20 protein-coding genes are annotated in these 22,758 nt (G+C 68.7%); 14 read left to right on the top strand and 6 right to left on the bottom strand.

The genetic code is table 11. The features are described 5' to 3' along the window. The first annotated feature begins 4 nt into the window (after positions 1–4). The gene (locus H5411_RS08340) at positions 5–4,003 is read left to right on the top strand and encodes a DUF7507 domain-containing protein (protein WP_183123459.1); all 3,999 of its coding nucleotides are present in this window, start codon (positions 5–7) and stop codon (positions 4,001–4,003) included. A 196-nt stretch (positions 4,004–4,199) separates the two neighbouring features. Next, positions 4,200–6,791 (top strand): rifamycin-inactivating phosphotransferase, encoded by a 2,592-nt coding sequence (gene rph / locus H5411_RS08335; RefSeq protein ID WP_183123458.1) that lies wholly within the window; start codon positions 4,200–4,202, stop codon positions 6,789–6,791. A 42-nt stretch (positions 6,792–6,833) separates the two neighbouring features. On the opposite strand, the gene H5411_RS48885 is transcribed toward rph, so the two are convergent. Beyond that, a complete protein-coding gene (locus H5411_RS48885; RefSeq protein ID WP_312877919.1) occupies positions 6,834–7,118 on the bottom strand; it encodes a hypothetical protein in 285 nt (94 codons plus the stop codon). Here H5411_RS48885 and H5411_RS08330 point away from each other — a divergent pair. Next, complete coding sequence (locus tag H5411_RS08330; RefSeq protein ID WP_312877918.1) at positions 7,039–7,602, top strand: CAP domain-containing protein; 564 nt, start codon at positions 7,039–7,041, stop codon at positions 7,600–7,602. The two genes, H5411_RS48885 and H5411_RS08330, sit on opposite strands and share 80 nt — an antisense overlap. On the opposite strand, the gene H5411_RS08325 is transcribed toward H5411_RS08330, so the two are convergent. Continuing rightward, positions 7,596–8,588, bottom strand: a complete 993-nt coding sequence (locus tag H5411_RS08325) for a cation diffusion facilitator family transporter (RefSeq protein ID WP_183123456.1) — start codon at positions 8,586–8,588, stop codon at positions 7,596–7,598. The genes H5411_RS08330 and H5411_RS08325 overlap by 7 nt on opposite strands. An 81-nt stretch (positions 8,589–8,669) precedes the next feature. Next, a complete protein-coding gene (locus tag H5411_RS08320; protein WP_183123455.1) occupies positions 8,670–10,961 on the bottom strand; it encodes a (Fe-S)-binding protein in 2,292 nt (763 codons plus the stop codon). A 169-nt stretch (positions 10,962–11,130) separates the two neighbouring features. Here H5411_RS08320 and H5411_RS08315 point away from each other — a divergent pair, with 169 nt between their 5' ends. From H5411_RS08315 to H5411_RS08305, 3 genes are read left to right on the top strand one after another with little or no spacing between them, the layout of a single operon-like run. Next, positions 11,131–11,457, top strand: a complete 327-nt coding sequence (locus H5411_RS08315; protein WP_183123454.1) for a DMT family transporter — start codon at positions 11,131–11,133, stop codon at positions 11,455–11,457. Further along, positions 11,454–12,014 carry a TetR/AcrR family transcriptional regulator gene (locus H5411_RS08310; RefSeq protein WP_009085017.1) on the top strand — a complete coding sequence of 187 codons (561 nt, stop codon included), beginning with the start codon at positions 11,454–11,456 and terminating at the stop codon, positions 12,012–12,014. The genes H5411_RS08315 and H5411_RS08310 overlap by 4 nt, the downstream gene beginning before the upstream one ends. Before the next feature lie 43 nt (positions 12,015–12,057). Further along, positions 12,058–12,498: a GNAT family N-acetyltransferase gene (locus H5411_RS08305; RefSeq protein WP_183123453.1), complete on the top strand. Its 441-nt coding sequence runs from the start codon at positions 12,058–12,060 to the stop codon at positions 12,496–12,498. A 181-nt stretch (positions 12,499–12,679) separates the two neighbouring features. Here H5411_RS08305 and H5411_RS08300 read toward each other — a convergent pair whose 3' ends face one another. Next, the gene (locus H5411_RS08300; RefSeq protein ID WP_101436859.1) at positions 12,680–13,219 is read right to left on the bottom strand and encodes a YbhB/YbcL family Raf kinase inhibitor-like protein; all 540 of its coding nucleotides are present in this window, start codon (positions 13,217–13,219) and stop codon (positions 12,680–12,682) included. Positions 13,220–13,381: 162 nt separating this feature from the next. On the opposite strand from H5411_RS08300, the gene H5411_RS08295 reads away from it, so the two are divergent. The 7 genes from H5411_RS08295 (at position 13,382) to H5411_RS08265 (ending at position 20,205) form a co-directional block, all read left to right on the top strand. Next, positions 13,382–14,158 (top strand): DUF4097 family beta strand repeat-containing protein, encoded by a 777-nt coding sequence (locus tag H5411_RS08295; RefSeq protein WP_183123452.1) that lies wholly within the window; start codon positions 13,382–13,384, stop codon positions 14,156–14,158. 19 nt (positions 14,159–14,177) lie between these two features. Further along, a complete protein-coding gene (locus H5411_RS08290; protein ID WP_101436861.1) occupies positions 14,178–14,390 on the top strand; it encodes a hypothetical protein in 213 nt (70 codons plus the stop codon). Continuing rightward, entirely contained in the window at positions 14,387–15,793 is a 1,407-nt protein-coding gene (locus H5411_RS08285; protein ID WP_183123451.1) for an alpha/beta hydrolase, read from the top strand. Before H5411_RS08290 ends, H5411_RS08285 begins: the two co-directional genes overlap by 4 nt. A gap of 187 nt (positions 15,794–15,980) precedes the next feature. After that, positions 15,981–17,846, top strand: coding sequence for a molecular chaperone DnaK (gene dnaK, locus H5411_RS08280; RefSeq protein ID WP_183123450.1), 1,866 nt, complete (start codon positions 15,981–15,983; stop codon positions 17,844–17,846). Further along, the gene (gene grpE, locus H5411_RS08275) at positions 17,843–18,550 is read left to right on the top strand and encodes a nucleotide exchange factor GrpE (RefSeq protein ID WP_101436863.1); all 708 of its coding nucleotides are present in this window, start codon (positions 17,843–17,845) and stop codon (positions 18,548–18,550) included. The genes dnaK and grpE overlap by 4 nt, the downstream gene beginning before the upstream one ends. A 33-nt stretch (positions 18,551–18,583) precedes the next feature. Further along, positions 18,584–19,765: a molecular chaperone DnaJ gene (gene dnaJ / locus H5411_RS08270; protein ID WP_101436864.1), complete on the top strand. Its 1,182-nt coding sequence runs from the start codon at positions 18,584–18,586 to the stop codon at positions 19,763–19,765. A 5-nt stretch (positions 19,766–19,770) separates the two neighbouring features. Then, positions 19,771–20,205 carry a heat shock protein transcriptional repressor HspR gene (locus tag H5411_RS08265; RefSeq protein WP_101436865.1) on the top strand — a complete coding sequence of 145 codons (435 nt, stop codon included), beginning with the start codon at positions 19,771–19,773 and terminating at the stop codon, positions 20,203–20,205. Between the two features lie 203 nt (positions 20,206–20,408). Here H5411_RS08265 and H5411_RS08260 read toward each other — a convergent pair whose 3' ends face one another. Beyond that, on the bottom strand, positions 20,409–20,984 hold the full coding sequence (locus H5411_RS08260; protein ID WP_183123449.1) for a TetR family transcriptional regulator: 576 nt from the start codon (positions 20,982–20,984) through the stop codon (positions 20,409–20,411). A gap of 100 nt (positions 20,985–21,084) precedes the next feature. On the opposite strand from H5411_RS08260, the gene H5411_RS08255 reads away from it, so the two are divergent. Then, positions 21,085–22,017 (top strand): SDR family oxidoreductase, encoded by a 933-nt coding sequence (locus H5411_RS08255; RefSeq protein WP_183123448.1) that lies wholly within the window; start codon positions 21,085–21,087, stop codon positions 22,015–22,017. A gap of 25 nt (positions 22,018–22,042) precedes the next feature. Here the strand turns inward: H5411_RS08255 and H5411_RS08250 are convergent, their stop codons facing one another. Then, positions 22,043–22,735: a dienelactone hydrolase family protein gene (locus H5411_RS08250; RefSeq protein WP_183123447.1), complete on the bottom strand. Its 693-nt coding sequence runs from the start codon at positions 22,733–22,735 to the stop codon at positions 22,043–22,045. Between the last annotated feature and the right edge of the window lie 23 nt (positions 22,736–22,758).

The raw sequence follows: 22,758 nt of genomic DNA, 5'->3' as shown, positions 1-22,758 counted from the left end.
CCACATGGTTTCGGCCGGGAAACGTCTGCTCTTAGTCCTCGGCCTGACGGCCACTCTTTTGCCCCCCGCCGCGCACGCCGCGAAAGCGGCGCCCGCCCGGCCGGTGCGGGATCTGCGGGTCGCAGCGGTCGCCGAACCCCATCGGGTGCACGCTGGCGACCAGGTGACGTTCACGGTGAGCGTGACGAACCCGGCCGCGGACCCAGTGTCCGATGTGGAGGCGGTGGATGAGCGGAACCCGCAGTGCGGCAAGAAGATCGGCACCCTGGTTCCGGGTGCCACCGCGCGCTATCAATGCAGGTTCGCCGCGCCGGAGAAGGGCTTCGTCTCCACGGTCAAGGTGACTGGTGCGGGCCCCGACGGGGAGCAGCTGTCGGCTTCGGCGGGCAGCAACGTCGATGTTCTCCGCCCAGCCTTGGCGTTGAGTCAACAGGTCGACAAACCGGCTTACCGGGCGGGCGATCAGGCGATTTTCACGCTCAAGACCACCAACACCGGCGACGTTCCGCTGCACGACGTGACCATCGGCGACCGAGGGGTCCAATCGTGCGCTCGCGCTCTCGGTTCTCTCGCGCCGGGGCAATCGGTGGTGGGCACCTGTACGGCGACGGTTCCGCTGCCGGACGGAACCAGCGCGACCGTGAAGGGGATCGACCCGCTGGGCAAGGTCGTCACCTCGACCGCGGAGGCGAAAGTCCCGCTGATCACGCCCGCGATCGCCGTCTCGAAGGAGGCTGTCCCGCCGGTGGTGCACGGCGGGGACCAGGTCACCTGGAAGGTCACCGTGCGCAACATCGGCGACAGCCCGCTCAACCCGGTCGTTGTCACCGACGGCACGACTCCGGAGTGCTCCCGGTCCTTCGGCACCCTCACACCCGGCACCCAGCAGGACTACTCGTGCACCGCGAAACCCACGCTCACCACCACAAACGGCGTCACCGCCACGGGTACTGACGCCACCGGCCGACCGGTGACGGCCAAGTCCTCGGCCACCGTCACGGTGATCCATCCGGCCTTGGCGGTCACCGCTGCGGTCTCCCCCGCACAGGTGCGTGAAGGGGACCGCGTCACCTTCGCTGTCACCGTGCGCAACTCCGGCGACGTGCCGCTCGACGACGTAGCGGTAGCCGACGACAGCGTGCCCGGTTGTGTCCGCAAGTTCGGCACGCTGGCTCCGAACGCGGTCGAGACCTACAAGTGCGAACAGTTAGCTCCGGCGGACGACGTGACGAATACCGTTGTCGCGACCGGCAAAGATCAGCTCGGCACCACACAGCGCGCAACCGCGGATGCGCGGATCGACGTAATTCACCCGACGCTGGAGGCTGCCGTCACCGCCGCGCCCGCGCAGGTGCGCGAGGGGGACCGTGTCACGTTTACCGTCACGGTGAGCAACACCGGCGACGCCGAGTTCCACGACGTCACGATGGCAGACGACCGGGTCGCGGAATGTGCGCGCGCACTCGGAACCGTTGCTGCGCAAGGCAAGCAGACCTTCACCTGCAGCACGGTGGCCGGAGCGCAGGGCTTCCCGAACGACCTGGCCGTAACCGGCACCGACCCGACTGGCCGCTCAACCACCGCGAAGGCGAGCGCGTCGTTCACTGTGCAGCACCCAGCGGTCACCTTGACCGCGACTGTCCAAGGCGGACCGTTCCGCGAACACGACAACGTTGCGGTGCACGTGACCGTGGCGAACGCCGGTGACGTGCCTCTTACCGGACTGGCCGTCACGACCATGGCCCGCGCCGAAGGCTGTGCACAACAGCACGACGCACTCGCCCCCGGAGCCACCTGGACGTTCGACTGCACCACGACCGCGCCAAGTGCCGACGTCACCGAAGCACTGCAGGTCACCGCGAAACCGCCGGTCGGAGCACCGGTGACCGCCGCGACCGAGGCAGCGATCGACGTAATCCATCCGTTCATCACGCTCGCGCAGAGCGTGGCGCCGACGGTCGTGCGCCCGGGCCAGCCCGCGACGTTCACCCTGACCGTCACCAACGCCGGTGACACCGAACTCCGCGACACCCAGGTCGCCGACTCCGCGGTACCGGAATGCGCCAAGCGGCTGGGAACTCTTGCCCCGCAAGCAAAGCAGACCTACACCTGCGTCCGGACCGCGACCGACGACTTGACCAGCGACGCGACGGTGACGGGCACCGATCCGTCCGGACGCTCGGTCACCGCGAACGCGAGCGCACACATCGACGTCATCCACCCGGCGATCCAGCTCGCCCAGACTGTCGCGCCGACGCAGGTGCGCGAGGGCGACCAAGTCACCTTCACCGTCACCGTGCGCAACAGTGGAGACGCCCCGCTGGCCAAGGTGTCCGTTGTGGACGAAAGGACGCCCGGCTGCGCTCGCGACTTCCCCGCTCTGGCCGCCGGCGAAGAACAGCACTACACCTGCACCACGAAGGCGGGCCACGACGGCTACTCGAATACCGCGAAGGTGACCGCCGCAGACCCGATCGGCGGCACGGTAACCGCCACGGCGGACGCTGCGTTCACCGTCGTGCACCCAGGACTGGCGTTGACGAAGACCGTCCACGGCGGCCCCTTCCGTGCAGGCGACCCGGTCACCTTCACCATCACGGCCACCAACACCGGTGACGCTCCGCTGACCGCCGTCAAGGTCACCGACCAAGGCCCCTGCGCGAAAGCCCTCGACATCCTCGCCTCGAAAGCGAACAAAACCTACGACTGCACCATCCCCGCCCCAGCCGACGACGCGGTCAGCACCGCACACGTCACCGGCACCCCGCCGGTCGGCCCGCCGCTCACCGCGTCGGCCGACGCGCACATCGATGTCATCCATCCCGCGCTCACCGTGATGACGTCGGCGAACCCGACCGTCGCGCGGGCTGGCGACACCCTCACCGTGACCGTCGCTGTCACCAACACCGGCGACGTTCCGCTCACCGGGGTGACCAGCACCGATCCCGGCTGCCCGAAGAAGTTCGACCGCCTCGAACCCGGTGCCGCGCAGAGCTACCAGTGCACGCTGAAGGCCAAACCGGACGACTTCACCGTCCTTGCCACCCTGACCGGAACCGACCCGACGAACCGCCCGGTCACCGCGTCCGGTTCGGCGAAGATCGACGTCATCCACCCGGAAATCGCGATCATGAAGGACGCCCAGCCCTATGAGGTGCGCCAGGGCGACAAGGTCACCTTCTCGCTGCTGGTCCGCAACGTCGGCGACGTTCCGCTGACCGCGGTGTCCGTTGTGGACGATCGCACGCCAGCCTGCGCGCACCAGATCCCGAGCCTGGCCCCGGACGCCCAAATCGAATACCAGTGCACGATCACCGCGGGCGCGGCCGGGTTCACGAACACCGCGAAGGTGACCGGCACCGACCCGACCCAGCGGACGGTGAGCGGCTCCGCCCAGGCGTCGTTCAAGGTGAAAAACCCCGCGTTGACCGTCGCCAAGCACGCCGCCGGCAGCGCGTATCGAGCCGACGACCCGGTGCCGTTCGAGGTCGTGCTGACCAACACCGGCGACCAGCCGTTGCACGACGTCCGGGTGACTGACGACCCCGCCTGCGGGCACACCTTCGCCGAGCTGCCGGTCGGTGGAACCCAGCGCTACCAGTGCGTGGCGCCAGCAACCGCCGCCCAGGCAACCGCGACCGCGGCCGCTCCGTGGGGCCCGCCGGTCACCGCGACCGGAAAAGCGGATTACTCGGTACTCCACCCAGCGCTAGACCTGCGCCGCGATCACCTGCAGCAACCGATCCGGCCGGGTGACCCGGTGACGTACGTGAGCACCCTCCGGAACACCGGGGACGCGGCCTTGCACGACGTGACCGTTCGCGACGCGGACCCGGCCTGCTCGTTCACCGTCGCCCAGCTGGCCCCTGGCGAGCAGGTCACCCGTGCCTGCACGCTCTCGGCTCGTGCGGACGTCACCACGACAATCACCGCGACCGCGACTGACCAGACTGGCCGGACAGTCACCAAGGAGGCCACCACGACAACGAAGGTCGGGCCTTGAGGAAGGAAAAAGAAAAGGCAGAAGAGAACTCATCTCCCTGCCGTATTTAACTTATAACGCATCAGGGGGCTTGCCGCAAGACCCGGGTGGTACCGCAGAATCTCCAGCCGAAGCCGGCACCAGCGGAAACGCCGGTGCCGGCGAATCGGCTGCCGAACGAAGGCCGGGAACGACCACAGACGGGGGAAACGAACGAATGGGCAGCTACGTGCTCGGTCTCCAGGAGATCGACCGGGAGCAGGTCGCGATCGTCGGAGGCAAGGGCGCGCATCTGGGCGAACTCGCCCGGATCGACGGGGTCCGCGTGCCGCCTGGCTTTTGCGTGACGACGGAAGCGTTCGAGCGGATCATCGAGGGCGCGCCGGAACTGGCCGGACCGCTGGAGCGGTTGTCGAAGCTGAACCCGGACGACCGGGACGCGATCGTCGAGGGCAGCGCGGAGGTCCGGCAGGCGCTGGAAGCGATCGTCATCCCGGACGACCTGGCCGCGGAGATCACCGACGCGCTGGTGGACGGACGCGCCTACGCGGTCCGGTCGAGTGCGACCGCGGAGGACCTTCCGGGAGCTTCCTTCGCTGGTCAGCAGGACACGTACCTCAACGTGCTCGGCGCGGAGGCGGTCCTGCGGCACATCAGCCGGTGCTGGGCGTCGCTGTTCACCGAACGAGCGGTGACCTACCGGCTGCGCAACGGCTTTGACCACCGGAAAGTCCACATGGCAGTGGTCGTGCAGCAGATGGTCTTCCCGCGGGCGGCCGGGGTTCTCTTCACCGCCGATCCGGTGACGTCCAACCGGAAGGTCGCCGTCGTGGAGGCCAGCTTCGGCCTCGGCGAGGCGCTGGTTTCCGGCTTGGTCAACGCTGACAACTACCAGGTGCGCGACGGCGCGATCGTCGACAAGGCGATCGCTGCCAAACAACGCGCCATCCTGGCCGTCGAGGGCGGCGGCACCGAAGAGCAGGAAATCGTCTCAGACCAGCAGGAACAGGCCGCGCTGACCGACGAGGAGGTTCTCCGGCTCGTCGAACTGGGCCGCACGATCGAAGCGCATTTCGGCCGTCCGCAGGACATCGAATGGTGCTTGGCCGACGACGAGTTCCAGATCGTCCAGAGCCGCCCGATCACCACGCTGTTCCCGATCCCGGAGGGCGCCGACGGCGGAAACCACGTCTATCTCTCGGTCGGCCACCAGCAGATGATGACCGACGCGATGAAGCCGCTGGGCCTGTCGGTCTGGCAGCTGACGACCCCGCGGCCGATGGCCGAGGCCGGCGGACGGTTGTTCGCGGACGCCACCGCGTTGCTGTCCGCGCCCCAGAGCCGAGGCAGTTTCCTTGAAGTGGTGGGGAAAACCGACCCGCTGATGAAGGACGCGCTGGAGACCGTCCTTTCCCGCGAGGGCTTCCTCCCGCTGGCCGAGGACGACGGTCCCGGCGAGCGGGTCCCCGGCGCCGTACCGGCCACCATCGAGACCGATCCGGCCGTCGTCACCGAACTGATCCAGCACAGCGAGGCTTCCATCGCCGCGCTGCAACGCGAAATCGCCACGAAGTCCGGCAGCGAGTTGCTCGACTTCCTCTTCGAGGACATCAAGGAAATGCGCCGGATTCTCTTCGACCCGCGCAGCCACCAGGTGTTCACGGCGGCGATGCAGGCGTCCTGGTGGTTGAACGACCACCTGCAAGAGTGGCTCGGCGAAAAGAACGTCGCCGACACGCTCACCCAGTCGGTCCCGCACAACATCACCTCGGAGATGGGCCTCGCACTCCTCGACGTCGCGGACGTGCTCCGGACGCATCCCGAGGTCGTCGCGTTCCTGCAGGACGTCGAGGACAACGGGTTCCTGGACGAACTGCCGAAGCTGGCCGGCGGGGAGGAATCGCGCGCCGCGATCCAGGGGTACCTCGACAAGTACGGCATGCGCTGCGTCGGCGAAATCGACATCACCCGGCCGCGGTGGAGCGAACAGCCGGTCGCGCTGGTGCCGATGTTGTTGTCCAACATCAAAAACTTCGAACCGGGAGCCGGGAAACGCCGCTTCGAACAAGGCCGTCGGGAAGCGTTGGACAAGGCGCGGGAAGTGCTGGAACGCTTGCGTGCCTTGCCGGACGGCGAGGCGAAGGCCGAGGAAACCGAGCGGATGATCGAGCGTGTCCGCACGTTCACCGGATACCGCGAGTACCCGAAGTACGGCATGGTCAGCCGCTATTTCGTGTACAAGCAAGCCCTGCTCGGCGAGGCCGAGCGCCTGGTGCGGGCCGGGGTGCTCGACGAGCCGGAGGACCTCTTTTTCCTGCGGCTGCAGGAATTCCAGGAGGTCGTGCGGACCAACGAGGCCGACCGCGAGCTGATCCGGCAGCGCAGGGAAGCGTTCCGGTCCTGCGAATCGCTGACGCCGCCCCGCGTGCTCACGTCGGACGGCGAGGCCGTTTCCGGCAGCTACCGCCGCGACGACCTGCCCGAAGGCGCGCTGGGCGGACTGCCGGTGTCCGCCGGGACCATCGAAGGACGCGCCCGCGTCATCCTGGATCTCGCCGAGGCCGATCTTGAACCGGGCGACATCCTCGTCACGGCGTACACGGATCCGAGCTGGTCACCGCTGTTCGTGGCGATCACCGGCCTGGTGACCGAGGTCGGCGGCCAGATGACGCACGGCGCGGTGATCGCGCGGGAGTACGGACTGCCCGCGGTCGTCGGGGTCCAGAACGCCACGCGGCTGATCAAGGACGGTCAGCGGATCCGGGTCAACGGGACGGACGGGTACCTCGAGGTGCTCGACGCCGGATAGTGGGTCTCCGGCCGCTGCGCCATTTGGAGGTAACCATCGTAATCAGTTCGTGATAGTTTCCGCGGCTGTGTCCTCCATTAGTGTGCGCGTCCGGGCGGTAAGTGTGACTCTCAGTGTTCTCGTCGGGGGTATCGGAGCAGCAGGCGGAACCTTCGCGCTGCGCTCCGGGCACCTCGGCACACTGAGCGTCGCTGTCCCGGAAACGCGCACCGACGGCGTATCCGCGGGTGCGCTGAGACCGTTCGCGGTGTCGCCGGCGTCCTCCACGTCGGCGACACCGAGCACCACTGCGCCCGCGACCACGACGACGCGGTCGAGTTCGGCCACGCCCGCACCACCCCCGCCCCCGCTGCCGCCGTCCTCCACTGCAGAGTCCAAAAAGGACACTCCGACGAGCAGTAGCAGCAGCAGCGCGAAGCCGGCACCCCAGCCGCGCAGTACGCCGACGCTGGCGGGACAGGTCCTCGCGCTGGTCAACGACGAGCGGGACAAGGCGGGCTGCGACCCGGTGACCGAGGAATCGCACCTCGACAAAGCGGCGCAGGGGCACAGCGACGACATGTCCGAGCGCGACTACTTCTCCCACGACACCCCGGAAGGCGAGAGCTTCGCCGACCGCATCACCGCCGCGGGATATCCCCAGCCGGGCGCGGAGAACATCGCGAAGGGCGCGACCAGCGCGGACCAGGTGATGCAGATGTGGATGAACTCCAGCGGGCACCGCAAGAACATCCTCAACTGCTCGCTGAAGAAACTGGGCGTCGGCGTCGCGACCGACGGCTGGTACTGGACCCAGGACTTCGGCTACTGATTCGGTCGCGGCGGAAGGCCGTACCGGGCCAGCACTGTCGCGCGCAGTTTGGGATCCGTCCGCGGAACCGGCTCGATGAACACCTCTGCGACGTCCGGGAACCGCTCGCTCAGTTCCTCCGCCATCCGCACGCACGCGCGTTCGAGGTCGGCGGCGCCGAGCGCGTCGTCGAAGTCCACGCGGGCGCACACCAGGACGTGGTCGGTGCCCATCAGCATGGTCTGCAGATCCACCAGCGCGTCGATTTCCGGCGCGGAACCGAGGTGGTCCCGGATGCCGCGGACCAGGCGCTGATCCGCCTGGCGGCCGATCAGCAGACCGCGGTTCGTGCTGCCCAGCAGGTATGCGACGCACGCCAGCAGCACGCCGATGAGGATCGACGCGATGCCGTCCCACACGTCCGAGCCGGTCAGCTGGTGCAGCCCGATCCCGGCGAACGCGAGCAGCAGCCCGACCAGCGCCGCCGAGTCCTCGAACAGGACCGTCTTCGGGGCCGGGTCGTCGATCATCCGCAGATAGGCGAAGAACGTGCGCTGCTCGGCCGTCGCGTCGCGACGGACCTGGCGGACCGCCTGCGCCCACGACACCGATTCGAGCGCGAAAGCCAGGGCCAGCACGATGTAGCCGACGATCGGTTTCGTCTGCTCCGCGCCTTTCCCGAAAACGGTGGTAAATCCTTCGTACAGCGCGAAAACCGCACCGGAAGCGAAGATCGACACCGCGGCCAGCAGCGACCAGAAGTACCGTTCCTTGCCGTACCCGAACGGATGGCGGCGATCCGCCGGCCGCTCCGACCGTTTCAACGCGGTGAGCAGCAAAACCTCGGTGATGGTGTCGGCGACCGAATGCGCGGCCTCCGAGAGCATCGCGCCCGATCCGGTGATGATGCCCGCGACGAGCTTCAGCACCGCGATCGCCAGGTTCACCCCGCCGGCCAATACCACGGTGAGGGTGCTTTCGCCGCCGCCTTCCGATTCGTCGCTCACGCCGGAAAGCGTAATGGCCCCAGACGAAAACGGCCCTTCCAGCGCGAGGCTGGAAGGGCCGTTCTCAGTCTTGCTGACGGGTCAGTCGTCGCCCTCGGGCAACGGCGTTCCGGTCGGCTTCTCGTCGGTCGGGACGTCCGGCTTGGCCGACAGCTCCGCGTCCGATTCGTCCAGCGACGGCGCGCCCGAGGCGACCAGCGCCGGCTCCGGCTTGCGCTTCACCGCGGTGAGCAGCAGCTGCGCGACGTCCACGACCTCGACCTTCTCGCTCGCGATGCCGTCGCTCTGGCGCGAGGTGACGCCGTCGGTGAGCATCACGCGGCAGAACGGGCAGCCGGTCGCGATCTTCGACGGAGCGGTGCCGAGCGCCTCGTCCACGCGCTCGACGTTGATCCGCTTGCCGATCTTCTCTTCCATCCACATCCGCGCGCCGCCCGCGCCGCAGCACATCGACCGGTCGCCGTGCCGCGGCATTTCGCGCAGCTGCGCACCGGACGCGCCGACGAGCTCGCGCGGAGCGTCGTAGACCTTGTTGTGCCGGCCCAGGTAGCAGGGGTCGTGGTAGGTGACGTCCTCGGCGACCGGCGCGACCGGCGTCAGGTGCTTCTCCCGCACCAGGCGGTTCAGCAGCTGCGTGTGGTGCACGACGTCGAACTGGCCGCCCAGCTCCGGGTACTCGTTGGCGAGGGTGTTGAAGCAGTGCGCACAGGTGACGACCACCTTGCGTGCCTTGCGTTCCCGGCCCTCGAACACCGAGTTCAGCACCTCGACGTTCTGCTGCGCCAGCATCTGGAACAGGAACTCGTTGCCCGCGCGGCGAGCCGGGTCACCGGTGCAGGACTCCTCCGAGCCGAGCACGGTGTACTTGACGCCCGCGATGTGCAGCAGTTCCGCGACGGCGCGGGTGGTCTTCTTCGCGCGGTCCTCGAACGCGCCGGCGCAGCCGACCCAGAACAGGTACTCGGCGTCGCCGAGGTCGCCGTCGAAGACCGGAACCTCGAAGTCGAGGTCCTCCGTCCACTGCAGACGGTCCTTGGCGTTCTGGCCCCACGGGTTGCCCTTGTTCTCCAGGTTCTTGAACATGCCGTTCAGCTCCGTGGGGAACGACGACTCGATCATCACCTGGTAGCGGCGCATGTCCACGATGTGGTCGACGTGCTCGATGTCGACCGGGCACTGCTCGACACAGGCACCGCAGGAGGTGCAGGACCACAGGACGTCCGGGTCGATCACGCCGCCGTCGTCGCCGACGAGCGCCTTCTGCGACTCGGCGATCGCGAGGACGTCGATGCCCGCGTACATGTTGTCGCCGGACAACCCGATCTCGTCGCCGGCCATGTCGCGCTTGCCGCCCGCGAGCAGGTACGGAGCCTTCGCGTAGGCGTGGTCGCGAAGCTGCGTGATGAGCAGCTTCGGCGACAGCGGCTTGCCGGTGTTCCACGCCGGGCACTGCGACTGGCAACGGCCGCATTCGGTGCAGGTGGAGAAGTCCAGCCAGCCCTTCCAGCTGAAGTCCTCGATCGCGCCGACGCCGAAGGTGTCCTCGTCCGGGTCGGCCTCTTCGAGGTCGAGCACCTTGCCCTTGCTCATCATCGGCTTGACCGCGCCGAGCGCGACGCCGCCGTCCGCCTCGCGCTTGAAGTAGATGTTGAAGAACGCGCTGAACCGGTGCCAGGCGATGCCCATCGTCATCGTGCGGGCCACGACGATCAGCCAGACCGTCGCGCTCATCAGCTTGATAAAGGCGAACACCGACACCAGCGCCGCGCTCGAGGGCAGCAGCTCGCTGAGCGGGTTCGAGACGAACGCGGCCCAGGTCGGCGTCTCGTGGACGTGCATCGCGGCCTTGCCCGCGCGCACGCCGATGATGCCGATGCCCTCGACGATCACCACGGCCTCGACGAAGTAGGCCCACTTGAAGTTCGAGCCCGCGAACCGCGACAGCCGGTCGGCGCGGCGCGGGTGGTTCAGCTGACGGATGATCGCGAGCGCGACGCCGCCGACGACCGTGCCGACGCCGAGCAGCTCCATCAGGAGGCTCCACAGCGACCAGTCCTCGAGGATCGGCCAGCCCCAGGTCGGGACGAACACCTCGCCGTAGGCCTCGAAGAGCGCGAGCGACCCGATCAGGAAGCCCCACATGACCAGCCAGTGCCACGGGGCGACCTGGCGGAACTTCGCCATGCGGGTGTGTGCCGCGAACTCCTTGATCAGGGTCATCAAGCGGGCCATGAACGGGCCGTTGCGCGTCGCGTCCGGCTGGCCGAGCTTGATCACCCGCACGAAGCGGGCAATGGTCGCGATGAACATTCCCCAGGCGACGATGCCCAGGAGGACGGAGATCCCCCCGAGCGTCAGCTGTACAGCGCCCATCGTCGGGTGCCTTTCGTCCGGTGTGGTGGTGCCGCCGCGCGAGCGCGCCGGTGCCGAGCAGGGTAACGCTTCTTACTGATGGGTAACCGGTCCGACGGTCCCAAGTCCCACCGATGTGGTGCACGCCTCGCTAGCAAGTGGGACGATCGTTCAGGTAGTTTCTTCTGCTATGGGTGCTTACTTGTACCTCGCTTTGGCCATCGCCGCAGAAGTGACCGCTACCGTTTCGCTCAAACTCTCTGAGGGCTTCTCGCGGCTAACGCCGTCGATCCTCGTGGTCGTCGGATACGGCTTGGCGTTCTTCGCGCTGTCGCGCGTGCTGAAGCTCGGGCTGCCGATCGGGGTGGCCTACGCGATCTGGGCCGCGGCGGGCGTGGCGCTGGTCGCGCTGGTCGGAGTGCTGTTTTTGAAGGAACCGATCAACCTCGTGACGATTGCCGGGCTCGTACTCGTGATCGGCGGGGTGGTGCTCATCGAGGCCGGGAGCCAAACGTGAAAATCCAGACCGACGGCCGCAAGGCCCGCGGCGAGAAGCGGAGGACCGAGATCATCGAAGCGACCCTGCGAGTGATCGAACGCGACGGCGTCGCCGGGGTCACGCATCGCACGGTCGCGGCCGAAGCCGGCGTGCCGACGACGTCCACGACGTACCACTTCTCCTCGCTGGACGACCTGCTCGTGGCGACCCTTATTTCCTGCGCGCGCGACATGGCGACCGAGGTGTACTGGATGATCGACCGCGCCCGCTCGCGCGGCAGCCGCGGCGCCGAGGAGGTGGCCGGTCTGCTCGCGGAGGCGCTCGGGCCTCGTCGCGGGCGCACGATGGCGGAGTACGAGCTGTACCTGCTGGCCGCGCGCAAACCCGAACTGCGCCCGGCCGCGCGGCGCTGGCTGGATGTGCTGACGTCGATGGTCCGGCACGACGACGAGGTCGCGTTCCGGGTGTTCCTCGCGGGTATCGACGGCCTGCTGATCCAGGGGCTGATCGACGACGAGCCGCCGTCCGCGGAGGAGCTGCGGCCGGTGGTGGATTACCTGCTCAAACCCGCCTGAATTCGGTGGAGTTTCCGGGACGCGGTCGGCTAGCTTGCCGGGCATGAGGGTCGTGGGTGAATACGAGGTCGACGACCGGCCGGAGCGGCTCGACCTCGACGTGCTGTGGGAATTCCTTTCCACCGAGGCTTATTGGGGCCGGTGGCGCACGCGAGAACAGGTGGAAGCGGCGGTCGCCGGGTCGTGGCGGGTGGTCGGCGCGTACTCGCGTTCGAGCGGCCGGCAGGTCGGCTTCGCGCGAGCGTTCTCCGACGGAGTGACCTCGGCGTACCTCGGCGACGTGTTCGTGCTCCCGGAGGCGCGCGGGGCCGGGCTGGGCAAGGAAATCGTGCGCGAGATGATCGACAACGGGCCGGGAGCGAGCTTCCGCTGGATGCTGCACACCGCGGACGCACACGGGCTCTACCGGCAGTTCGGGTTCGCGGAACACGTGAAGGGACGGTTCCTCGAGCGCGAGGGGGCTAACCGGGAGTCTCTTCGGTAAGTCCATTGTGGACGGATAGGGCGGCGGCCACGACGTCGCGGATCAAGGTATCGCGCGCTGCGGAACTGGACGAACGCGCGCCCCTCGGCGTTCAGGACGATCGCGCCCACCACGTCGGGTCGCGGTTGCGGAAGACGAACTCCCGCCGCAACCGCGACCCCCGGCTCCCCCATCGGCAATCTCAGCCCTTGTTCTCGTAAACCGGCACCAACGTCGCCCGGCCCAGCGTGTGTCCGAACATGTTGAAGCCCAGGAACGCGGGCGTGGCGTCCTCCGGAACGTCCAACGTCTCCACGTCCAGCGCGTGCACCACGAAGAAGTACCGGTGCGGCCCGTGTCCGGGAGGCGGCGCGGCTCCCAGGAACTGCTTCACCCCGCCGTCACCCTTAAGCGTGACTGCTCCGTCCGGCAGCCCCGTCCCGGCGGAGTCTCCCGCGCCAGCCGGCAGCGAAGTCACCGAGGCCGGGATGTTGAACACCGCCCAGTGCCAGAAACCGCTGGCAGTCGGGGCGTCCGGGTCGTACACCGTGATCGCGAAGCTGCGGGTGCCTTCCGGGAAGCCTTCCCACGCCAGCTGCGGCGAACGGTCCTCGCCGCCGGCGCCGAAGATGCCCGACAGATGCGCCTGGGCCAGCGTTTCTCCGTCGGCGATGTCCGTGCTGCGCAGGGTGAACGAGGGAACCGACGGCAGGTAGTCGTACGGATTGGGTGGCTGGGGCATGGGTTCCTCCTGATCCACGGGGCTCTCCGGCCGCCAGGTTAGGACCCTGGCCCTCCCGTCGCCGCCTCAGGGATGTTTCGGGGGGTTTACCGGATGTCCCCAGGGTGCCGCACCTTCTAACGTTTCTCGCGACAGCCGAGAGTGGTACTGGGGGGAACTGACATGGCACGCCCGCTTCTGGCACTGGCCGGCATCGCGGTGATCGGCGTTGGGGTGGCGATCGGATTCGGCGGGTGGGGATTCGGGTCCACGGTTTCGCGGGACGCGACGCTGTCGCAGGAGATCCGCGGGGTGAAGCTCGAGAACGGCTCCGGTGACGTGCGTATCCGCACGGCTCCCGGCGCGGCCCGCGTGCATCAGACCCTGCGCTACCACTTCAGCGGCCAGCCCGGCGACGCTTACCGCGTCGAGGGCGATCAGCTCGTCATCGCCGACTGCGGCCGCAACTGCACCGCCGATACGGAGCTGGTCGTCCCGGCCGGCATCCCGGTCACTGGCAGCTCCAATTCCGGCACGCTCGACTTCGCGGGCGTCGGCAGCGTCGACGTCACCGCCGATTCCGGGCGGGCTCAGGTGCGGGACGTCCCCGGGCTGGTCAAGCTGCAGATGGACAGCGGCGCGGCCGAACTGCACAACGTCGGCGAGGTGCGGGTGCACAGCCAGTCCGGCCGGATCGAGGGCGACGGCCTGCGCGGGCCGGTCGACGTCTTCGCGGGCAGCGGGCGCATCGAACTGGCGCTGGCCCAGCCCAACAACGTCAAGGCGCAGGCCGACTCCGGCCGCGTCGAGCTGACCGTGCCGCGCGGCGGGTCCTACCAGGTCACCGGCAACAGCGACAGCGGTCACCGGAGCATCGACGTTCCGCAGAACTCAGGTCCGGACGCGAAGACGCTCGAGGTCACCACGGACAGCGGCAGCGTCACGGTCAAGGCCGTCTGAAGGGGAGAACAGACACATCATGCGCAAACTCGAAACGCGGCTGCTGGCCGCGGTGCTGGCGGGCGCGGTGGGGGCGTTCGCGATCACCGCGGCGGTCGGCCACTCGCCTGAGCCGCCGGCCACGGCACCGGTCGCGGTCGTGGAAATCCCGGTGCAGCAGGGGGTCGTCCGGAACGCGGAGGCGGTCGTGCTCCGCACCGCGGCCGACGATCGGACGGCGCGCCGGGCATGAACCTGGCCGCTCCCGCGCTGACCCTGCTTCCGCTGGTCAGCGCGCCGACGCCGGCGTTGACGTGGACGCCGTGCGGGACCGAGCAGGAACCGGCCGCGCAATGCAGCCAGATCGAGGTGCCGATCGACCGCACTCATCCGGAAACCGGCACGGCGCACCTCTCGCTCACCCGGCTGCCTGCGGCTGATCAGCAGCACCGGATCGGTTCGCTGCTGGTCAATCCGGGCGGGCCGGGCGGATCCGGGGTCGGCTTCGCGCGCTTCGGCGGACTCGACCCCAAAGCCATCGGCTCGGCCCGGAAACCGTTGCAGGACCGCTTCGACCTCATCGGCTTCGACCCGCGCGGCGTGTGGTTCAGCGATCCGAAGATCAGCTGCGACCAGGCGAAGCTGTACGACCCGAAGATCGGCCTCTTCCCGAGCACGCACCAGCAGTACGACGCCTTCGTCGCGCACAACCGCGCGGCGGGCGAGGACTGTCTGGCCAAGACCGGGCCGATGCTGGGGCACGTGGACACGCAGAGCGCCGCCGAGGACATCGACGCGATCCGCGGCGCGCTCGGCGAACAGAAGATCTCCTGGCTCGGCGTCTCGTACGGCACCGAACTGGGCGCGGTGTACGCGTCGAAGCATCCGGACCGGGTGCGCACGATGGTGCTCGACGGCGCGGTCGACCACGCCCGGCCGATGCGGCAGGCGATGGTCGAGGAAGCCGCTGCCACCGAGGACGCCTTGCTGCGGTTCGCCGCGTGGTGCGACCGCTCGAGCGACTGTGCGCTGCACGGCAAGAACGCGCTCGTCCGCTACGACGACCTCGTCACCCATGGCGCGTACGCGAAAGCGCTGGGCCGCCAGGCAACCGGCGAGGAGCTGGCCTCCGGCGCGTACGGCTACCTGTATCTCCCCGCCCAGTGGCCGAACCTGAGCCGCGCGTTGGCGGACCCGGACGCGAGCGCGCTCGCGACGAACTCGCAGTTCGCGAGCGAGACCTACGGCGCGTACCGCTCGATCGGCTGCCAGGACTTCCCGTCGCCGTTCACCGGCTTGGCGGACCTGCACGCGACAGCCAGGACGATCCGCGCGGTCGCCCCGCACAGCTGGCGCTACAGCGAGTACTGGGACCTGTCCGCGGGCTGCACCGGCTGGCCGCTGCCCGCGCTGAACCCGCCGCAGCCGCATCCGGTGCACGGCGCCCCGCCGATCCTCGTCGTGGGCGGTGCGCACGACCCGGCGACGCCGTTGCCGTGGGCTCGCGGGCTCGCCGCGAGCATCGACGGATCGGCGCTGCTCACGTACTACGGCGACGGCCACACCGGGCTGCTCAACTCCGAATGCGTGCGGCGCGTCGAGGCCAGCTACCTGGTGAGCGGCGTCACACCACCGCGGGGCGAATTCTGCGGGTGAACCCGGGAACAAGACCGGAGGGTTGCCCGTTATCCTGATATCAAGGTTGAGCGCAGTCGGCTCAAGTCTGCCAGGCCAGGCCGAGCGCGAGACCGGGAGAACCTGCTAAGAAGGTACTCAAGAGTGCCTCGAAACCGCAGGTCACGAACATAGCAGCAACCCTGTCCAGAACACGAGAGGAAGCACCATGGCGCGAGCGGTCGGCATCGACCTCGGCACGACCAACTCGGTCGTCGCCGTCCTTGAGGGCGGCGAGCCGACGGTCATCGCCAACTCGGAAGGCTCCCGTACCACCCCGTCCATCGTCGCCTTCGCCAAGAACGGCGAAGTGCTCACCGGCCAGCCGGCGAAGAACCAGGCCGTCACGAACGTCGACCGCACCATCCGGTCCGTGAAGCGGCACATCGGCACCGACTGGAAGACCGAGATCGACGGCAAGGCCTACACGCCGCAGGAGATCAGCGCGCGCGTGCTGATGAAGCTGAAGCGCGACGCGGAGGCGTACCTGGGCGAGGAGATCACCGACGCGGTGATCACCGTCCCGGCGTACTTCGAGGACGCGCAGCGGCAGGCCACCAAGGAGGCCGGCCAGATCGCGGGCCTGAACGTGCTCCGGATCGTGAACGAGCCGACCGCGGCCGCGCTGGCCTACGGCCTGGACAAGGGCGAGAAGGAACAGACCATCCTGGTCTTCGACCTCGGCGGCGGCACGTTCGACGTCTCGCTGCTGGAGATCGGCGAGGGCGTCGTGGAGGTGCGCGCCACCTCGGGTGACAACCACCTCGGCGGCGACGACTGGGACGAGCGCATCGTCACCTGGCTGGTCGACAAGTTCAAGGCCGCCAACGGCATTGACCTGACCAAGGACAAGATGGCGCTGCAGCGCATCCGCGAGGCGGCCGAGAAGGCGAAGATCGAGCTGTCCAGCTCCAACTCCGCCAGCATCAACCTGCCCTACATCACGGTGGACGCGGACAAGAACCCGCTGTTCCTCGACGAGACGCTGTCGCGCGCCGAGTTCCAGAAGATCACCTCGGACCTGCTGGACCGCACCAAGGCCCCGTTCAACAACGTCATCCGCGACGCGGGCATCTCGGTCGGCGACATCGACCACGTCGTGCTCGTCGGCGGTTCCACCCGCATGCCGGCGGTGGCCGAGCTGGTCAAGGAGCTGACCGGCGGCCGCGAGCCGAACAAGGGCGTGAACCCGGACGAGGTCGTCGCCGTGGGCGCCGCGCTGCAGGCCGGCGTGCTCAAGGGCGAGGTCAAGGACGTCCTGCTGCTCGACGTGACCCCGCTGTCGCTGGGCATCGAGACCAAGGGCGGCGTCTTCACCAAGCTGATCGAGCGCAACACCACGATCCCGACCAAGCGGTCCGAGATCTTCTCGACGGCGGACGACAACCAGCCGTCGGTGCAGATCCAGGTGTTCCAGGGCGAGCGCGAGATCGCCGCGGCGAACAAGAAGCTCGGCATGTTCGAGCTGACCGGTCTTCCGCCCGCCCCGCGCGGCGTGCCGCAGATCGAGGTCACCTTCGACATCGACGCCAACGGCATCGTGCACGTGACCGCTAAGGACCTCGGCACGAACAAGGAGCAGTCGATGACGATCACCGGCGGCTCCGCGCTGCCGAAGGACGACATCGAGCGCATGGTCAAGGACGCCGAGGCGCACGCCGAGGAAGACAAGAAGCGCCGCGAGGAAGCGGAAACCCGCAACCAGGCGGAGACGCTGGTCTACCAGACCGAGAAGTTCGTCAAGGACAACGACGACAAGCTGCCCGAGGACCTCAAGGGCAAGGTGAAGTCGGCGATCGACGAGGCGAACGAGGCGCTCAAGGGCACCGACTCGGCCAAGATCCGCGAGTCCATCGAGAAGCTGAACACCGCTTCGCAGGAGATGGGCAGCGCGCTGTACGCGAACGCGGGCGCGGCCGGTGCCGAAGGCGCTCCGGGCGCTGAGGGCGCGGCCGGTGCCGCGGGCGACGCTCCGAAGTCGAAGGCGGACGACGTGGTCGACGCCGAGATCGTGGAAGAGGACGAGAAGAAGTGACCCCCCGCCACTCCGAGACCGAGGGCACTGGCCCCGAGGAACCGGTAGTCGTGCGGGATCGGCGACGGGTGGACCCGCAGACCGGCGAGGTCCGCCCGCCGGCCGCGGAGGAAACTCCGGCTGGTGAGGAGCCCGTGGAGCACGCGGGCCCCTCGCTGGGCGATTCCGTGGACGAAGCCGTTCCGGCCGCCTCTGATGTAGAGAAGCAACTGTCCGAGCGCACTGCCGACCTGCAGCGTCTGCAGGCGGAGTACGCGAACTACCGCAAGCGGGTCGACCGCGACCGCGAGGCCGTCGTGCAGAGCGCGAAGGCGTCCGTGGTCGGCGATCTGCTTCCGCTGCTGGACGACCTCCAGCGCGCGGAGCAGCACGGCGACCTCACCGGCGCGTTCAAGTCGGTGGCCGACAAGCTGGTCAGCAGCTTGGAGCGGGCCGGCCTGGAGGCGTTCGGCTCCGAGGGCGAGGAATTCGACCCGAGCATCCACGAGGCCGTCCAGCACAACACGTCCCCGGACGTGAAGGGCCCGACGGTCACCGTGGTGATGCGCCGCGGCTACCGCTTCGGCGAGCGGGTGCTGCGGGCGGCGCTGGTCGGCGTGACCGACCACGAGCCCGGCGAGGCGCCCGCGCAGCAGCCGGTCGATCCGCCGGTGGGCGGCGAACTGCCGCTCGACGGTTCGGTCGATGAGTCCGGCCAGCAGTAACACTCGGTTCGCAGCGAAAGGAGGAGACACCCGATGAGTGCTCGGGAGTGGATCGGCAAGGACTTCTACAAAGAGCTGGGTGTCTCCTCCGACGCGACCACGGACGAGATCAAGAAGGCCTACCGCAAGCTGGCCAAGGAAAACCACCCGGACGCCAACGCGGGCAACACCGCGGCCGAGAACAAGTTCAAGGCCGTGTCCGAGGCGTACGGCGTGCTGTCCGATCCGGCCAAGCGCAAGGAGTACGACGAGGCGCGCACGCTCTTCGGCTCCGGCGGCGGGGGCGGATTCGGCGGCTTCCCCGGCGGTGGCGGCGCGGGCGGGTTCGACATGAGCGACCTGTTCACCCAGGCCGGCGCTGGACAGCAGGGCGGCTTCGGCGGGCTCGGCGACATCCTGGGCGGCATCTTCGGCCGCGGCCGGGGCGGTGCCGGCGGTGCCACGGCGAACCGGCCGCAGCGTGGCGCGGACGTCGAGACTGACGTGCGGATCGACTTCCTCGAGTCGGTCAAGGGCGCGACGCTGCCGTTGCGGCTGTCGAGCCCGGCCACCTGCTCCACCTGCGGCGGCAACGGCGCGCGGCCGGGCACCTCGCCGCGGGTCTGCCCGACCTGCAGCGGGTCCGGGCTGGTCAGCCGCAGCCAGGGCGCGTTCGCGTTCTCCGAGCCGTGCCAGGACTGCCGCGGCCGGGGCAGGATCATCGACGACCCGTGCCCGGAGTGCGCGGGCGAGGGCATCAGCACCCGCACGCGCACGCTCACCGTGCGCATCCCGCCGGGCGTGAAGGACGACCAGCGGATCCGGCTGGCCGGCCAGGGCGAACCCGGCCGAGGCGGCGCGCAGGCGGGCGACCTGTACGTGCGCGTGCACGTGGCCCCGCACAAGCTGTTCGGGCGCAAGGACCTCAACCTCACGCTCACCGTGCCGGTGGACTTCACCGAACTCGCGCTGGGCACGACCATCACGGTGCCGACGCTCGAAGGCAAGGTGTCGCTGAAGGTGCCCGCGGGTACCGCGAGCGGCCGAGTGTTGCGCGTGCGCGGAAAGGGCATTCAGAAGAGGGACGGCGCGCAGGGCGACCTGCTGGTCACCCTGGAGGCGGCGGTCCCGGCGAAGCTCGACGACAAGGCGCGGTCGGCACTCGAGGCCTACGCCGAGGCGATGAAGGGCCACGACCCGCGCCCTGAGATCACCGAGTTGCTCGAAGGCAGGTGAGGGTGATGTTCGGCGGCAATCCGGGACTCCCGCACGGCGCGGACGAGGACACCCCGGTGTTCGTGATTTCGGTGGCGGCCCAGCTTTCCGGGCTGCACGCGCAGACGCTGCGCTCCTACGACCGGCACGGCCTGGTATCGCCAGGCCGCACCGCCGGCGGCGGACGGCGCTACTCGCTGCGCGACATCGCCCTGCTGCGCGAGGTCCAGCGCCTCTCGCAGGAGGAAGGCGTCAACCTTTCCGGCATCAAGCGCATCATCGAACTGGAGAACCAGGTCGACGCGCTGCGGTCCCGGGTGCACGAGCTGACTGAAGAACTCGCCGCTGCCTACGCGGCCGCCGAACAGGCCGCCGCTGCGGTGCACGCGTCCTATCGCAAGGATTTGGTGCCGCTGCGGCAGAACACCGCGCTGGTGGTCTGGAAACCCAAGCGCCGCTGAACACCTGGTGAGTGGCGATCACGGTTCTCAGCGTGATCGCCACTCACGAGCCGAGCCCCTCCTGCTGTCGCTGGAGGGGCTTTTTGCTGCCTGGCCGGGCCCGCCTCCCCTGGGTGTCGCGGGGCAGGCTCCCGCATGGCCAGGTCCGCGAGCTCGGTGCGGGTGTCGTGAGTGTCGATGCCGGTTCTCACCGCGATCGCCACTCACAAGCCTGGTCGGACTTCCGCGCCGAGCGTCCGCAGATCGGCGAACGCCTCGTCCAGGTAGTCGTCCAGGCTCCGCGACGGGTCGCTGATCCAGGCTTGCGTTGCGTGATGGAACGTCGCCCATCCGGCGTGGGCGGCCAACCGCGCGAGCCGGTCCTCGACACCTCGCTGCCGCAATGCTTCCGCGAGTGCTTCGGCGAGCGTCGCGGCCTTGGCGAGGTTGCGTTCGCGCAGGGTCGGCGTTGCGGCGATCAGATCGCGCCGGGGTTCGGCGAACGGGAGGTTGCGCTCCATGATCCGCCCGGCCTTCCGGAAGGCGCGCAGCAGGATTTCCAGCGGCGCGAGGCCTTCCGGGGCTTCGGCGACCGACTTCGTCAGGTCGTCGCGCAGGTCGGCTTCGCCGTCGAAGAGCACCTCGCGCTTGTCCGGGAAGTGCCGGAAGAACGTGCGCTCGGTGACGCCGGCCCGGGCCGCGATCTCCGCGGTGGTCGTCTTGTCGAAGCCGTTTTCCCGGTACAGCTCCAGCGCCGCCTGTTTGAGGCGGCTGCGCGCTTCTGCTCCGCTCCGTGGCACGTCGTGAGCTTACCCGGAGTTTGCGACAGTGACTGACACCACATTGCGTCAGTCACTGTCACTACGCGTAGAGTCAGTGACTGACACTAAGGAGCCTTTCATGCATCTCTTCGTCACTGGCGGCTCCGGCCAGACCGGCCCCGCCGTCGTCACCGAGCTGATCCGGGCCGGGCACACCGTCACCGGCCTGGCCCGGTCGGACGCCGCCGCCGCGCGGCTGGAGTCGCTGGGCGCGATGCCGCGCCGGGGTTCGCTCGACGATCTCGACAGCCTCCGCCGCGGTGCCGAAGCCGCCGACGGCGTGCTGCACATGGCCCAAGGCGGCAGCTACGCCGATCCGGACGACTTGATCCGCCGAGACTGCGAGGCGATCGACGCGCTCGGCCAGGCGCTGGTCGGCACCGGCAAACCGTTCGTCAGCACGTCCGGCACGCTGGTGCTGAAGGCCGACCAGGTCAGCACGGAACTCGACCCGGCGGATCCCAATTCTGTTGCGTACTTCCGCATTCCCGGCGAGCAAACCTGCCTCGGATTCGCCGATCGGGGTGTCCGTGCCAGCGTCGTGCGGCTCGCGCCGACCGTGCATGGGCCGCGCGACCACGGCTTCATTCCGGCGCTGATCGCGGGCGCGCGCCGGGCGGGCGTCGCGGCGTACCTCGGCGACGGCATGAACCGCTGGCCAGCCGTCCATCGCGACGACGCGGCGGTGCTTTTCCGTCTAGCGCTGGAGAAAGCGCCTGCCGGGAGCATGCTGCACGGGGTAGGGGAAACCGTCACGATCAAGAGTGTCGCGGAGAAGATCGCACAGCTGCTGGACATCCGCACGGCGTCCCTGACTCTCGAAGAAGCCGCCGAACACCTCGGAAACCCTTTCCTGGCAAGGTTCTTCTCGCTCGACGTGCCCGTCTCCAGCACGCACACCCAGCAGCTGCTGGGCTGGACGCCGCACCACGCGACACTGCTGGAGGATCTCGAGACGGGCGACTACTTCTCGCCCGAGGCCAGCGACCGCGCCGAGGCGGTCTGGCGGTAGGTCAGTTCCGGTCGGCCGCTGAGCGTTACTTCAGGTGCTCCTCGAAGAACGCGGTGACGCGTCGCCAAGCGTCCGAATCGGACGGTTCGTGATAGCCCATCCCGGCGACTTTCGCGAGCGCGGCCAGCGGTGCGGGCCGGTAATGGTTCGCGAAGCCGTGGCCAGCGTCCGGGTATTCCTTGACGTCGTGCGGGATTCCGCGTTCGGCGAGGGCGGTTTCGAGTTTGGCCGCCGCACCGCGCAGGGAAATGTCCTTGCCGCCGAAGCTGCCGACGATCGGGCACGCACCGTCCAAAACGGACAGATCTCTCGGCAGCTGTCCGTAGTACGGAGCGGACGCGTCGAAGTTCCGCGAGGCGGCCACCAGAGCGAATCCGCCGCCCATGCAGAACCCGACGACGCCGACCTTGCCGGTCGCGTCGTCCCGCCCGGCGACGAGCGCCCGCGCCGCCTCGATGTCCTCGAACGAGCGGCCTTCCCGGGTGAAGAGGTCCTGGAAGGTTCGCTTGATGCACCGGATCATGCCGCCGCGCGAGTACAGATCAGGGCTCAGCGCGAGGTAACCCGCGCCGGCGTACCGGTCGGTGATCTCGCGCGCGTCCTGGTTCAGCCCGAGCACATCGTGGATGAGCACCACCGCGGGGAACGGCCCGTCGCCGTCCGGCACCGCCAGATAGCCGTCGATTTCGCCGTCCGCCACCGGAATCCGGATGTCCATGGCAGCCGACGATAGCGACGCGG

It is taken from the genome of Amycolatopsis echigonensis, assembly GCF_014174495.1.
GTDB lineage: Bacteria > Actinomycetota > Actinomycetes > Mycobacteriales > Pseudonocardiaceae > Amycolatopsis > Amycolatopsis echigonensis.
The sequence above is the reverse complement of the archived record's forward strand: the minus strand, read 5'-3'. Positions and strand labels throughout refer to the sequence as shown.